Source organism: Streptosporangium heterodermiicola (genome assembly GCF_051390675.1).
Taxonomy (GTDB): domain Bacteria; phylum Actinomycetota; class Actinomycetes; order Streptosporangiales; family Streptosporangiaceae; genus Streptosporangium.
The window spans coordinates 16,005-30,228 of the sequence record NZ_JBPJSR010000038.1; the positions used below are offsets into that span (position 1 = coordinate 16,005).

General features: G+C 71.9%; 12 protein-coding genes. 7 read left to right on the forward strand and 5 right to left on the reverse strand.

Going from position 1 to position 14,224, the window contains the following annotated elements; translation table 11 throughout:
* Positions 1-65 precede the first annotated feature (65 nt).
* Positions 66-1,562 (forward strand): aldehyde dehydrogenase family protein, encoded by a 1,497-nt coding sequence (locus ACSC1Q_RS40825; protein ID WP_436764109.1) that lies wholly within the window; start codon positions 66-68, stop codon positions 1,560-1,562.
* Positions 1,563-1,754: 192 nt separating this feature from the next.
* Here the strand turns inward: ACSC1Q_RS40825 and ACSC1Q_RS40830 are convergent, their stop codons facing one another.
* Positions 1,755-2,954 carry a hypothetical protein gene (locus tag ACSC1Q_RS40830; protein WP_436764110.1) on the reverse strand — a complete coding sequence of 400 codons (1,200 nt, stop codon included), beginning with the start codon at positions 2,952-2,954 and terminating at the stop codon, positions 1,755-1,757.
* Positions 2,955-3,276: 322 nt separating this feature from the next.
* On the opposite strand from ACSC1Q_RS40830, the gene ACSC1Q_RS40835 reads away from it, so the two are divergent.
* Positions 3,277-3,993 carry a polyprenol monophosphomannose synthase gene (locus tag ACSC1Q_RS40835; protein ID WP_436764111.1) on the forward strand — a complete coding sequence of 239 codons (717 nt, stop codon included), beginning with the start codon at positions 3,277-3,279 and terminating at the stop codon, positions 3,991-3,993.
* Between the two features lie 340 nt (positions 3,994-4,333).
* Entirely contained in the window at positions 4,334-5,440 is a 1,107-nt protein-coding gene (locus ACSC1Q_RS40840) for an ice-binding family protein (protein ID WP_436764112.1), read from the forward strand.
* 98 nt (positions 5,441-5,538) lie between these two features.
* Here ACSC1Q_RS40840 and ACSC1Q_RS40845 read toward each other — a convergent pair whose 3' ends face one another.
* Positions 5,539-6,090 carry a DinB family protein gene (locus tag ACSC1Q_RS40845; protein ID WP_436764113.1) on the reverse strand — a complete coding sequence of 184 codons (552 nt, stop codon included), beginning with the start codon at positions 6,088-6,090 and terminating at the stop codon, positions 5,539-5,541.
* Between the two features lie 479 nt (positions 6,091-6,569).
* Here ACSC1Q_RS40845 and ACSC1Q_RS40850 point away from each other — a divergent pair, with 479 nt between their 5' ends.
* Positions 6,570-7,919, forward strand: coding sequence for a PP2C family protein-serine/threonine phosphatase (locus ACSC1Q_RS40850; protein WP_436764114.1), 1,350 nt, complete (start codon positions 6,570-6,572; stop codon positions 7,917-7,919).
* Between the two features lie 179 nt (positions 7,920-8,098).
* On the forward strand, positions 8,099-9,412 hold the full coding sequence (locus ACSC1Q_RS40855; protein WP_436764115.1) for an aminotransferase class V-fold PLP-dependent enzyme: 1,314 nt from the start codon (positions 8,099-8,101) through the stop codon (positions 9,410-9,412).
* Positions 9,413-9,647: 235 nt separating this feature from the next.
* Here ACSC1Q_RS40855 and ACSC1Q_RS40860 read toward each other — a convergent pair whose 3' ends face one another.
* The 3 genes from ACSC1Q_RS40860 to ACSC1Q_RS40870 form a co-directional block, all read right to left on the reverse strand.
* Positions 9,648-10,979, reverse strand: coding sequence for an MFS transporter (locus ACSC1Q_RS40860; RefSeq protein WP_436764116.1), 1,332 nt, complete (start codon positions 10,977-10,979; stop codon positions 9,648-9,650).
* A complete protein-coding gene (locus ACSC1Q_RS40865) occupies positions 10,976-12,277 on the reverse strand; it encodes a PLP-dependent cysteine synthase family protein (RefSeq protein WP_436764117.1) in 1,302 nt (433 codons plus the stop codon). Before ACSC1Q_RS40865 ends, ACSC1Q_RS40860 begins: the two co-directional genes overlap by 4 nt.
* Before the next feature lie 113 nt (positions 12,278-12,390).
* Entirely contained in the window at positions 12,391-12,834 is a 444-nt protein-coding gene (locus ACSC1Q_RS40870) for a hypothetical protein (protein WP_436764118.1), read from the reverse strand.
* 235 nt (positions 12,835-13,069) lie between these two features.
* Here ACSC1Q_RS40870 and ACSC1Q_RS40875 point away from each other — a divergent pair, with 235 nt between their 5' ends.
* Positions 13,070-13,516, forward strand: coding sequence for a MarR family winged helix-turn-helix transcriptional regulator (locus tag ACSC1Q_RS40875; protein WP_436764119.1), 447 nt, complete (start codon positions 13,070-13,072; stop codon positions 13,514-13,516).
* A 110-nt stretch (positions 13,517-13,626) separates the two neighbouring features.
* Positions 13,627-14,136 carry a hypothetical protein gene (locus ACSC1Q_RS40880; protein ID WP_436764120.1) on the forward strand — a complete coding sequence of 170 codons (510 nt, stop codon included), beginning with the start codon at positions 13,627-13,629 and terminating at the stop codon, positions 14,134-14,136.
* Positions 14,137-14,224: the final 88 nt, after the last annotated feature.

Genomic DNA, 14,224 nt, shown 5'->3' on the forward strand with positions numbered 1-14,224 from the left:
TTTCGTGATGCGGGCGGGCGCGCGGTCCGGCACAGCGTCTCTGAACAGGAAGGGAGCCGACGCTGATGACGGTGACCCTGGAAAAGAGCGTCGAGGACTTCATCACCACCCCCCACAAGTTGTTCATCGACGGACAGTGGGTGGACGCGGCGTCCGGCAGGACTTTCGCGACCCCCAATCCCGCTACCGGACAGACCCTGGCGCACGTCGCCGAAGCCGACGCCGAGGACGTCGAGCGGGCGGTGCGCGCCGCCCGCAAGGCCTTCGAGCAGGGACCCTGGTCACGGATGACCGCCTCCGAGCGAGGGCGGATCATCTGGAGGATCGGTGACCTGATCCTGGAGCACGTCGAGGAACTGGCACAGCTCGAATCGCTGGACAACGGCAAGCCGGTGGCCGTGGCACGGGCCGCGGACGTCCCGCTCGCGGCCGACCTGTTCCACTACATGGCGGGCTGGGCGACCAAGATCGAGGGCAACACGATCGCGCTGTCGGTGCCGTACATGCCGGGCGCCGCGTTCCACGCCTACACCCTGCGCGAGCCGGTCGGCGTGGTCGGCCAGATCATCCCGTGGAACTTCCCGCTGCTGATGGCGGCCTGGAAGCTCGGGCCCGCGCTGGCGACCGGGAACGTCGTGATCCTCAAGCCCGCCGAGCAGACCCCGCTGTCCGCCCTGCGGCTGGCGGAGCTGATCGCCGAGGCCGGGATGCCCGACGGCGTGGTCAACGTCCTGCCCGGGTACGGCGAGACCGCCGGTGCGGCGCTCGCCGCGCACGACGGCGTGGACAAGATCGCCTTCACCGGCTCCACCGAGGTCGGCAAGCTGATCGTGCACGCCGCGGCGGGCAACCTGAAGAAGGTCACCCTGGAGCTCGGCGGCAAGAGCCCCAACATCGTCTTCGACGACGCCGACCCCGACATCGCCATCCAGGGCGCGGCGAACGCGATCTTCTTCAACCACGGCCAGTGCTGCGTGGCCGGATCCCGGCTGTTCGTCCAGCGTGACCGGTTCGACCAGGTGGTGGAAGGCGTCGCCGAGATCGCCCGGGGCATCAGGCTCGGTCCGGGCATGGAGCCCGACACGCAGATGGGGCCCCTGGTCTCCGACGAGCAGCTGCGCCGGGTGACCGGCTACCTGGACTCGGGGCGCGAGGAGGGCGTCCAGACCCTGGCCGGCGGCAACCGGCACGGGGAGCGGGGCTACTTCGTCCAGCCCACCGTGCTCACCGACGTACGCCCGGAGATGAAGGTCGTCCGCGAGGAGATCTTCGGGCCGGTGGTGGTCGCCTCACCGTTCTCCGACCTGGACGAGATCGCCGCGGAGGCCAACGCCACCGACTACGGGCTGGGGGCCGGTATCTGGACCCGTGACATCTCCAAGGCGCACGCCCTCGCGAGCAAGATCCGCGCGGGCACCGTCTGGATCAACTGCTACAACGTCTTCGACGCCGCCCTGCCCTTCGGCGGCTACAAGCAGTCGGGCTGGGGCCGTGAGATGGGGCACCAGGCTCTCGACGCCTACACCGAGGTGAAGTCCGTCTGCACCCAGCTGCAGACCTGACCGCACCACGCACCGGACCCGTGCCCGCGCCGTACGACAGGCGAGCGGGCACGGGTCCGGTCGTCTCACCCCGCCAAGGCGACGCCGACGAGCCGACGACGGGTGAGCGGGTGGCGGGTCAGGCCGTTCCGCCGGGGGGCGCCGGCTCCACGCTCCCGGTCGTGACGGTCTTCGCGGCGGTCGCGGAGACCGTCACGACCGGGAGCCGGCCGCGGACTCCAGCAGGGACCAGCTCCTGTCGTCCCCCCAGATCGAGAACGCGTCCACGTACGGCCGCAGCAGGGCGGTGAGCTCCGCGTCGCCCCTGCCGTTGAGCTCGTCCGACGCTATCTTCCTCGCCGCCCCGGCGAGGAGGTCGGCGACCTGGATCCGCGCGTCCGCGTGCGAGGCGACGAACCTCAGGCCGGTCAGCCGGGCCGTCGGCGACCAGGGGAGCCCGTCGGGCCGTGGCTCGCCCAGCGTCTCCCTGATCCGCGCCACGCGCTCCTCCGTGAGCGTGGTCTGCCGGTCGTGAACGATCGAGACGGGCCTCGTGCCCTCACCCCAGTAGGCGACGGCCCGGACGATGGCCGGGATCAGGGGGTCCAGCGACGGGACCGCCCTCGGGTCGTCGAGAAGCCGCGTCAGGAAGGAGTCCACCCGGGGCCTGGCCCGCCGGAGCAGCTCCATGATCTCGCCGGCCGCGCTCCCCGCGCCGACGTGGCGCAGGCCGTCGACCATCTCGAAGAACGCGTCGGCGGACGCCTCCGCGTTCCGGCCGTTCCCCGTGCTTCTGTCGTTCCCCATGCCCTGGCCGTTCCCCATGCCCTGGCCGTTCACCGCCCCCTGGCCGTTCCCTGTGCCCTGGCCGTTGCCTGTGAACTGGCCGTTCGCCGTGTTCCGGCCGTCCTCCGCGCCCTGGCCGTTTCCCGGGCTCCGGCCGTTCCCGGTGCGCATCAGGTCGTTGGACGACTCCAGGAAGGCCCGCCACCGTTCGTGCCCGAACGTGTGCGGGCCCTCGCGGTACAGGGTGGCGGCCAGGGCACCGGCCTGCCGGTCCTGCCGCCGGTCTCGCGGCAGGCCCATGTCCGGCGCGTGGCCGGTCTCCCCGGCGAGCAGCCCGGCGAGCCTGTCGACGACGAGGAACGTCTTGTCGGTCAGATGCACGTGGGCTTTCCCGTGGATCGGCCCCGACGGCCCGAGCAGCCACGTGAGGGCGGGCCTGTTCTTCTCGCGAAGCAGGACGTTCGCCTTGTACTCCACCGCCGGAGAGGGGCCCCTGTCCCGTATTCCCTGAATACAGCGCGCCGCCGATTCGACGTCCATGCACAGGCTGGCGTGGGTAAAGACGTCGGTGTTGCCACCGATGAGTTTCTCGCCCTCCGAGCCGGACTCGTCGCAGCTGATTTCCACGGATCGATCGGCCGATACGGAATGTGCCCGCATAATGTCCTTGCGATATCGGTCACTGCCCGGTTCCATGACTAATGGACGATTCTTTAGGATACGTCACCCTGATACCCGCGCAACGGATTTTTCCCTCCGCGCCGCCGGTGGCGCGCCGTACCGTGCCGCCGGCCTCCGTCTCCGAGGTGACCGGCGCGGCCGTCCCGTCGGCCGCTAGCATGGGGTGATCTTTTGCCACTCCGGTGTCCGATACCACCGGAAGGGAACGCCGCGCCGTTCCGTGGCGAGAGCGTCCGACCGTCGAGCCCGGAAGGCCCTGACCCCGAACATGGCCACCGTCACCGTCGTGATCCCGACGTTCAACGAGGTGGACAACCTTCCGCCGCTCGCGGAGGCGCTGCTCGCGTTGCCGCTGGACGGCCTGCGCGTCCTGGTCGTCGACGACGGTTCCCCGGACGGCACCGGGAAGGTGGCCGACGGGCTGGCCGCCGCGCACCCCGGCCGGGTCGCCGTGGTGCACCGGCGGGTGAGGGAAGGGCTCGGGCGCGCCTATGTCGACGGCATGAGGACCGCCCTCTCGGCCGGGACGGAGTTCGTGGTGCAGATGGACGCCGACTTCTCGCATCCCGTCGACGCCGTGCCGCGCCTGCTCGACACCGCGCTGGCGACGGGGGCGGCGTGCGTGATCGGCAGCCGGTACGTGCCGGGCGGGACGCTGGCCGCCGAGTGGGGCCTGCGGCGGCGGGCCCTGTCGAGGTGGGCGAACCTCTACGTCCGTACCATCCTGCGCGTCGGGTTGCGGGACGTGACCGCCGGGTTCAAGATCTGGCGGGCGGAGAGCCTCGCCGCCCTGGACCTCGGCGCGATCTCCTCGGGGGGCTACAGCTTCCAGGTGGAGATGCACTATCGGGCGATCAGGGCGGGGATGACGGTCGTCGAGATCCCGATCCACTTCTCCGACCGCCGGGCGGGCAGTTCGAAGATGAGCCTGCGGGTGCAGCTGGAGTCGGCCCGGATGCCGTGGCGGTTGATCTTCAAGCGTTGAGGGACCCGCGCGGCGCGTCGATCTTCCCGCGCCCGGGTCTCCCACGGCGGGCGCGAGGAGCGCGCCGCCGGGCCGCACCGAGTCGGCGAAAGCGCTAAATGTCGCCTTTATTAATAAACGTCATGTCATATCTAATTAGCAGCTATTTGTGATTGATAAATTTACTTCACTGGGATCTGCTGGTATGTCATACGACGGGTGTTGTGCTGCCGATCGGTAATGTCGGAAGGTGTGACGCATCATCTCAATGCGTCTGGGTGGCTCAATACCAAAAGAAAAGAACAATATTATGATATATGTCAATCGATCTCGCGGGACGGCACGGAAGACGGTCCGTTCGATGCTGACCGGGATCCTCGTGACACTGATCACGACGGGGGCCGTCGCCGTACCCCGTACCGCGAACGCGGCGGCACCGGTGCCCCTGGGCACCGCCGCGAACTTCACCGCCCTGGCCTGGGACGCCCTCGGCAGCGTCGGCGCCACCGTGATCACCGGGGACGCCGGGGTGTGGCCGGGCGCGGCGTTCGGCGGCTTCCCGCCCGGCGTCGTCACCGGGACCGTCCATGTGACCGACGCCGTCGCCCAGCAGGCGCAGACCGACGCGACCACCGCCTACAACGACGCCGCCGGCCGGACCCCCGACGCCACCGTGGCGGCGCAGCTCGGCGGGACCACCCTGACACCCGGCGTCTACGACTCCACGACCGGCGCCTTCCTGGTGACAGGGACCCTGACGCTCGACGGGCTCGGCGACCCCAACGCGGTCTTCATCCTCCAGTCGGACACGCTCGACACCTCACCCGCCAGTACGGTGACCCTCGTCAACGGCGCCGCGGCGCGCAACGTCTTCTGGCAGGTCGGCGGGCTGGTCAACCTGGGAGCCGGTTCGGCCTTCGCCGGTAACGTCCTGGCGATCGACACCATCGAGCTGTTCAACGGCGCGAGCGTGGAGGGCCGCCTCCTGGCCACCATCCACGGAGCCGTCCGCCTCGACACCAACGCGGTCACCGCGCCCGCGCCCCCGGCCTGCGGGGTCGCGACCACCACGACCGGGCTGACCTCGACGTGCGCCGGGGGGAGTGACAGCGCCCCGATCACCTTCACCGCGACGGTGACGGCGTCGGACGGGAGCGTTCCCACGGGCAACGTCACCTTCGCCACGGACGGGCTGAGCCTCGGGACGGCCATGCTCGTGGGCGGTGTCGCCTCCCTGACGACCTCGACCCTTCCCCCGGGGGTGTACCGCGTCGTCGCCTTCTACCCGGGCACCGCCCAGCTCGACCCGAGCAACTCGCCGCCGCTGATCCAGCGCGTCGGCCTCGGCTGCCCGTGCACGCCGACGACCACGGTGGGCCTGGTCAACATACGGGTCAACGCGGCGACCAGCGCCCCGGCACCCGGGGAGAGGGTGCGCACCCAGATCGTGCTCGGCGGGAGCGCGTAGGCGCGTAACCGGGCGGCCGTCGCCGCCGGTCCGTACTCCGTACACCGACCGGCGACGACCCCCCTCGCGGACTCGCGGGGGAGCGTCGTGCCGCGTGTTCATACCCGGGGATCGCCCGGCTCGCGCCTTCGCGCCTCGTGAAGGTGGCGGACGATGCCGATCTCGGAGACGTTCTTGGTCAGCTCGACGGTGACCCAGCCCGCTATGTCCACCAGCGTCTGCTCCTGCCCCCACGGCAGCCCGGCGGTCCTCTCGGTGGAGTCGAGGTCGGCGTCGGTGAGCGGCAGCAGGGCCGCCCGCCAGTCGTCCCTCAGCCCGCGCAGCCAGCCGGCCGCGGCCGCGACGTCGCCCGGCCAGGTGATCTCCTCGCGCGAAGGTGCCCCCGACCCGAAGCAGTGTCCGAGGGTGGTCGTCCACCAGAAGCCGATGTGCCAGGTCAGCCACCCGATCGAGACGACCGGCGCGGGATCCGGCTCCGGCACCTCCCAGTCGGCCACCCAGCGGCCCCGGGCGTCGGGCCGGACGGTCCAGCAGCCCGCCGCGGGCTCCCAGAGGCAGACCGGGTCGTCGAGGTCCTTCAGGTGGTACTCGAACAGCGCCCATGCGATGTCGAGTTGCCGGATCAGCAGATCAACGCGAGGTACGGTCACCCGGGCACTCTGGCACCGCCCCCGGCCGCCCTGCCACCGGTTTTCCACCGCGGGAGGACACGGTGCGGGCCGGGCTTTCCACCGGGGGAAGGGCAGGCGCGGGCCGGGCTTTCCATCGAGGGGAGACGTGGTGTGAACCAGGCTTTCCATCGAGGGGAGACAGGTGTGAACCGGGCTTTTCGCCGTGGGAAGGGCCGGGCGGCGCGCGGGTCGACGCAGGTCGGGAACGGGCGCACCGGACCGGCGCGATCGTCGGGTATGGTGGCGCCATCCGACCCGGGTACGCGCCCGGCGAGGGGAGCGGACCCTGTCCCCGTCCGTGTCCCTCTCCCCGTCCCCCTCCGTGGCAGGTCGCCCCACGCGCGATCGCGGACGGCGAGGATCGTTGGTTCGTCAGGAGGATCGGATGCGGGGACGAGCACATGGGGAAACCCCTTCACCGGTGACGGGAACGACCGTTCGCGCCGTGGATGTGCGGGGTGCCTGAGGAAGGCGTCGCGCCGTCACCGAGGGGACGCCACCTCAAGACGATCGCCGACCTGCCCGCCGAGGTGTTCGACGAGGCACGGCTGGCCGCGGTACGCGCCACGCGGTTGCTGCTGGACGGCGAGCCGGAGCAGGCCCTCAACGACCTGACCGAGCTGGCGGCGACCTCCGCCGGGGTCGAGCGGGCCTTCGTCACCCTGGTCGACGACCGGCGCTCGTTCTGGCTCAGCGCCGTCGGCGTGGGAGCGCTGAGCGCCGGCGAGCGCCAGAACGCGGTGGAGGAGAGCCCCTGCCACATCCTCGTCGCCACCGACCGGCCGCTGATCGTCTCCGACGCGGCGGCCGACCCGCGGATGCGGGGCCTGGCCGCGGTGGACAAGCTGGGCATCGGCGCCTGGGCGGGCTATCCCATCCACGGTCCCGGCGGTGAGGTGCTGGGCGGGTTGTGCGTGGTCGACTCCCGCTCCCGCGACTGGAGCGAGCGCCAGGTCAAGACCCTGGACACCCTGGCCAGGGCGGTGACCGCCGAGATCCGGCTGCGGCACGCGCTGGTCACCGCCGAGCGGCAGGTACGCGAGCTGGAGAGCTCCTGGCTGGCCTCCAACGCGCTGGCGCGCACGCTGCAGCAGAGCCTGCTGCCGCCCGTCCTCGCCCAGGTGCCCGGCATCGAGACCGCGGCCCTGTACCTGTCGGCCAGTGGCGGGGCGGAGGTGACGGGCGACTTCTACGACCTGTTCCCCGTCAGCGGCTCGCGCTGGTGCGTGGTGCTGGGGGACGTGTGCGGCAAGGGGGTGGAGGCGGCGACGGTCACCGCGCTGGCCCGCTACACCCTGCGCGCCGACGCGCCCAGGCACCTGTCGCCCAGCCGGATGCTGGACCAGCTCAACGACGCCCTACGCGCCCAGCAGGTGCCGGTGGGCCGCTTCCTGACGGTCGTCTGCGCGATCTTCCGTCCCGAGGGCGACAGGTTCGTCGGCCTGCTGTGCACCGCCGGGCACCCGCCGGCCCTGCTGCGCCGCGCGGACGGCACCGTGCACGAGCTGTTCGGCGCCGGGGCCGCGCTGGGCATCTTCGACGACATCAACCTGCACAACGTGCGCTTCGAACTGGACCCCGGCGACGTCCTGCTGTTCTACACCGACGGTGTCACCGAGGCGCGCCAGAAGGGCGGCGTCGACTTCTTCGGCGAGGAGGCCCTGGCCCGGCTGCTGGCCGGTTGCGCGGACCTGAGCGCCCAGCAGGTCATCACCCGGGTCAGGGACGCGGTCCTGGCCCACACCGGTGACGAGGCGAGCGACGACACGGCCCTGCTCGCCCTGCGCGTACCCCCGCGGCCGAGGTAGGCCGCGCCACGCCCGTACATCGTGGATGCCGGGGTGGGGGGCCTGGGCGCCGCACACTGGAAGCCGGTGGTGAAACGCGGAGGTCGGGGCGCCGCACGCTGGAAGCGGTGGTGAGACGCGATCGCGGTAACCGCCGTGGCCCGGCCCGCGGGGGGCCCGGGCCGTCCGCGGGGGGATCGATGACCATATCCAGGCGTCACGTGGTGACCGGGCTCGGCGCGTTCGCCGCCTCCTTCGCGGGGAGGCCACCGCGGTCGCCGCGGCCGCCGCCCGCGACACCGGTCGTTCCGGCCGGTGTCCCCGCCGACCGGCTGGCCGGGGACGAGGGTTTCTGGGGCACCGTCGCGCGGCAGTACCGGGTCAGCCCGGACTTCGTCAACCTGGAGAACGGCTACTACGGGATCATGCCCGAGCCGGTGCGCCAGGCGTACCACCGCAACGTGGACCTGCTGAACGAGCAGAACTCCCACCTGCTGCGCACCTCCTACGCCGACCGGGCCGACCGCGTCAGGAGGCGCGTCGCGGCCGTCCTGGGCGTCTCCCACGAGGAGATCGCCCTGACCCGTGGCGGCACCGAGGCCCTGCAGAACCTGATCGGCGGCTACAACCGGCTACGGCCGGGCGACGCGGTGATGTACACCGACCTCGACTACCACAGCGCGCGGTACGCGATGAACTGGCTGCGCGACCGGCGCGGGGTGAGCGTCGAGCGGATCGCCGTCCCCGAACCGGTGACCCGCCGGACCGCGCTGGACGCCTACGCCCGGGCGCTCCGCGACCATCCGCGGGTCAAGCTGCTGTTGCTGAGCCACATGAACAACCGCACCGGACTCGTCCTGCCGGTGGCGGAGATCGTCACGATGGCCCGTGACCGCGGTGTCGACGTGATCGTCGACGCGGCCCACTCCTGGGGGCAGCTCGACTTCACCCTCGACGACCTCGCGGCGGACTTCGCCGTGTTCTCCCTGCACAAGTGGATGGGGGCGCCGCTGGGGTCGGGGTTTCTCTATATCCGCAGGAATCGCCTGGCCGACATCGATCCCGCTTTCGCCGACGAGACCTACTCCGGCCGTGACATCCGCTCGCGGGTCCACTCCGGCACCATGGACGTCGCCCCGATCCTCACCGTGGGCACCGCCCTGGACTTCCACGAGACCCTGGGCGCCGCGGTCAAGCAGGCGCGGCTGCGTTTCCTGCGCGACCGCTGGGTGCACCAGGTGATCGACCTGCCGAATCTGGAGATCCTCACCCCCGAGGACCCCGCCATGTACGGGGCCATGACCGCGTTCCGGATCACCGGACGCACCTCGGAGGCCGACAACGTCGCGATCGCCAAGGACCTGATGGACAGGCACCGGATCTTCACGGTACGCCGTGGCGGGCCGGTGCGGGGCGACTGCGTCCGGGTGACACCGGCACTGTTCACCTCCCGGGACCAGGTCGACCTGCTCGCCGTGGCCGTACGCGAGCTGGCGTCGCGGATGCGCCGCTGAACGCCGGGCACCGATCTCCCCGGCCGGAACCGTGTCACGAGCCGGGAAGATCGATACGCGGGCTCGGCCTGAGCCGTGTCGCGGGCCGGGAAGAGCGGCGCTCGCCGGTTCGCGGCACCCTTTCGTGACCATGGATGCCTCAGGTGGCGGGTCCGCCTGTGTGAGGTCTCTCCTCACGCTCGGGATCTCACCGGAGGTTCCGGCCGGGCCGCCGGCCGGAAACCCCCGCGCGGTACTACGCCGTCGCCCGGGTGGCCTCCGGCGAGGGCGCCAGGCGTCCCGACCGGTCCAGGACGGCGACGGCGACGGCACAGCCGAGGCCGATCAGCGTCAGGGCCAGCCACGGCAGGGCCGGCAGTCCGGCCCGCGCGCCCAGATCCAGGGCCCACCCGGTGAGCAGGTTGCCCCCGGCGACGCCGACTCCGGCCAGGGTGCTGTAGAACCCGTAGTACGTGCCCACCATGCGCCGGCCGCCGAAGGTGGCGATGGTCGCCATCTCGAACGGATAGATGATCATGGTGGCCACGCTGAGCAGCACCGCCGCCCCCAGGAAGGGAACCAGCGCGAGCACCGGGGTGACACCCCCGGACGGCACGACGGCGGTCCCCGCCCAGGGGGCGGCCAGGGCCAGGGGGACGAAGGCGAGCCCCATCACGACCAGGCCCCGGGCGATGGCCTGCGGCGGTCGCCACCGCCGGGTCGCCCACGCCGTCAGCCGGGCCTGACCGGCGATGGTCATCACCGCGGAGACGGCGAACACGAGGGTGATCCCCAGCTCGCCGCCCGTCACCCGGCGGACCTCCAGCGGCAGCCCCAGGTAGACCTGGAAGTTCAGCACGTAGGAACCGGCCATGGCCAGCGAGAACAGCAGGAACGGCCGGTCGCCGGCCACCCCGCGCCAGGCGGGCGGCACGCCCCGCCCGGCCCCGCCCTCGCCGCCCTCGCCGTTCTCGCCGTCCTCCCCGGCCCCTCCGGCCCCTCCGGCTTCCGGAGGGGACTCCCCGGGCAGGGCTCGCATCTGGGCGACCGTCAGGGCCGCGAACATCACCCCCGCGACCAGGCAGACGAGCCTGAAGGCCACCGCGTTGAGCAGCAGGCCGACGAGCGGCCCGATCAGGATGCCGACCTGGGAGAAGGCGTTGAACACGGCGAACGCCTCGACCTTGCGCGCTCCGGCCTCGCGGGCGAGGTAGGCCCGCACGGCCGGGTTGAACAGCGCGCCGGCGAACCCCGTCAGCGCCGAGGCGATCACCAGCGCGGGCAGGGAGCCGGCCACGGCCAGCAGCAGGAACGCGACCGTGCGCAGCCCGCACCCCGCGACGATCATGGGCTTGTGGCCGAGCCTGTCGGCGAGGGTGCCGCCGACCAGGAACATGCCCTGCTGGCTGAGGTTGCGGATGCCCAGGACCAGGCCGACCAGCGCGGCCGGCAGCGCCAGCGTTCCCGAGAGGTGACCGGCCAGATAGGGCATCAGCATGTAGAAGCCGGTGTTGATGGTGAGCTGGTTGACCAGCAGCAGTCTCACCGGCCGGTCGAAGGAGCGGGCCAGGGCCAGGGTGCTTCTCACCGCCGGGCCCCCTCGCCACCGGTGGGCGCCGTCCCCTCGGCGGCGACGGCGGCGGTGTCCTTGGTACGCGCGCCGTCTCCCGAGGTGGCCCGGGGTGTCTCCGCGACGCCGTCTCCCGGGAAAGCGGCCGGGGCCGTCTCCCGCACCTCGGCGCGACCTCGGCCGCGAGGTGTCTCCGCGACGCCGTCCATTGGGAACGCGGCCGGGTCGAGCACGGTCGCGCATCGGGTCCAGCGCGTCAGCTCGCGCTCGGCCGGATGGGCGATCTCGTCGGGGTCCGTCGCCGGGGGCGCGCCGAGCAGGCCGTGTTCGGCGCAGTAGTCGTCGTTGAAGACGGTGTCGAAGTAGCGGTGCGGGCCGTCGGGGAAGATCGCGGCTATCCGGGTGTGGCCGGGTAGCGTGCGAGCCAGCCAGGACGCCACCAGGGCCACCGCGCCGACGCTCCAGCCGCCGGTGGCGTAGCGCAGCGCGGCCAGCCGGCGGCAGGCCCAGACCGCCTCCGCGGGCGCGACCCAGTGGACCTCCCCGAAGGCCTCGTACGCCACGTTGCGCGGGTGGATGCTGCTGCCCAGGCCGCGCATGAGCCGCGGGCGCGCGGGCTGGCCGAAGATGGTCGAGCCGACCGTGTCGACGCCGGCGAGCCGCAGGTCGGGGTAGAAACGCCGGAGTTCGCGGTAGACGCCGGCGCTGTGGCCGCCGGTGCCCACGCTGCACACCAGGACGTCGATCCGTCCGAGCTGGCCGGCCAGCTCCACGGCCAGTCCCGCGTAGGCGGCGACGTTGTCGGGATTGCCGTACTGGTCGGGGCAGTAGGCGTCCGGGTGCTCGCCGAGCAGTTCCCGTACGCGCTGACGGCGGGCCTGCTGCCAGCCGCCCACCGGGTGCGGTTCGGTGACGATGACGACGCGGGCCCCGTAGGCCGACAGCAGCCGGCGCATCAGCGGTTCCATGCCCAGGTCGGTCACCAGCGTCACCGGGTGGCCGTGGACGATGCCGGCCAGCGCCAGGCCCAGCCCGAAGGTTCCGCTGGTGGATTCCACGATGGGCGCCCCCGGTCGCAGCAGGCCGCGCTCGCGCGCCCGCTCGACGATGTAGAGCGCGGAGCGGTCCTTGATCCCGCCGGGGTTCCCGCCCTCCAGCTTCGCCCAGAATCCGCGTCCCCGCCCCGAGGCGAGCTCGGGAACCCAGAGCACCGGCGTGTTGCCGACCACGTGGCCGGGAGTGTGGCAGGTGGCCCCGGTGATCAGCCGGCTGAGCGAGGCTGTGTCGATCTGCGATGAACTAAGGGTGTATGTCATGATCCGTTTCCCATGGTTGCGATGTGGTCGACTCGCTTTTGGGCACGCGGAAGCGACGGCTCACGCCGATCGTGTCGAACTTGAGTCGTTGCCGAGTGGCCCGGTGGGCCGGTCTACACGCGGGAAACGGATTTGAGAACGAGGAGCGCGGCCCCCGGCGGCGGGCACGCCGGTCGCGAAGATCGCTGGGCGGGTGGTGGCGAGGGGGTCGCGGGCACCTCGGTGCTCATCGGGTCGGCGACGGCGGGACCGGTCTGCAGCAGAGGGCGCATATCGGTGATCTGCGCCCCGGCGGCCGCGCCGCACAGGCGATGATCGTGATCGACGGGAAGGCTGGGGCACGGCGCGTGCTCGCTCGGCAGCGCGGCGGGGGGTTCGGTGTTCGGGCCGCCCGAGGAGATCGCCGTCCGCGCGCCGGACGCGTGGTGGTGCGCCGCGTGGGCGTGAGCGGCGGCGTACAGCGCCAGATGGATCAGCACGACGATGCCGAGCACGGTCAGGCACAGCGTGAAGGCGATGCCTCCGCGCCGGGCGACCCGCCGTATCGACACGATCATGACCACAAACGTACATCACCGTGTGTGTTCACTCGACTCCGGGGTGTGATTTCACGCTCCGGGTGGGCGGTCCTGTGCGAGGACGGCCCGCTGGACGGCCGTGACGGACCTCGCGGAGGACGGGCCCCGGGGCGCGGTGGTGCGATCCGTCCGTCGTGCGCGGCGTCCGCTCGTCATGCGCGCCGCGCGCCGCCGGTGGCGATCCGGCGTTCCCGTGGTGCGGGAGACTGGGGAGGTGACCATCGAGAACAGCCGCCCCGGTCCGCCCGTGACCAGCGTCTCCATCGTGTTGCTTACGCTGGCGCGCCGGATCGAGACCGAACTCGGCACCGCCCTCGCGCCGCTCGATCTCACGGTCAGCCGGCTCGGCCTGCTCGGTCACATCGCCGGCGTGCCCGGGGTGTCGTTCAGCGATCTGGCCCGGATGTCCGGCACGACGGTGCAGAGCGTCCACGCCGCGGTGAAGGTGCTCGCCGGGGCCGGGCTGGTGCGCGACAACACCGCGCGTGCCGGTTCCGCGTCGGCCATCGAGGTCACGCCCGACGGGGCCCGCCTCCTCGACGCGGCGGCGGGCGCGATAGCCGAGGTCGACGACCTGCTGTTCGGCCCCGCCGCTGACCCGATCCAGCGACAGGTCGCCGGTGCCGTACGCGCCGCGTTCGGAGGTCCCGGCACGCCCTGATCCGTTCGCCCGGCCGGTCGGGTGCCACGCCTCTTCCCTCACCTTCAGGCTTCCTGAAGCTTCCGTGTTAGGCTTCAGCCTGCCTGAAGGTTGCGAGGGAGGGAGAATCCGTGGAAGCCGTGTTGCTGTCGATCCATGTGCTCGCCGGCATCGTGTTCGTCGGGGGCTCGGCCGTCGCGACGAGCCTGTTCCCCCGCTACGCGCCGGTCGCCGCGGGTGTTCCCGTGGGTCCGGACGCCGGGGCCGATCCGGCCGGCTCTCCGTCGCGAGCTCCGGAGGTCCCGCGGGACTCCGGGGAGCGGAACCGGGCCGTGGCCGTCGCGCTGCACCGCATCACCCGGGTCTACGGCGTCTTCGGGGTCGTCGTGCCCGTCGTCGGGATCGTCCTGGCCCTCGTCCAGGGCCGGATGGGCGAGGGGTGGATCTTCGTCTCCATCGTCCTCACCGGGGCCGCGGGCGGCCTGCTGGCTCTGCGGATCCATCCGGGACAACGCGACGCGCTCGCCGAACCCGACGACGGCGGGCGCCTGCGCGCGCTGTCCATGACCTCCGGGATCTACAACCTGCTGTGGGCGGCCGTCGTCGTCCTGATGATCGCCCGCCCGGGCGCCTATCCGTGAGCCCACCCGGGACAGGCCCGCCGCCACACGTGTTGGTAGCGTCGAAAACGGGAGCGGTTCATCACCCTCGACGCCACGGGCGCGGACC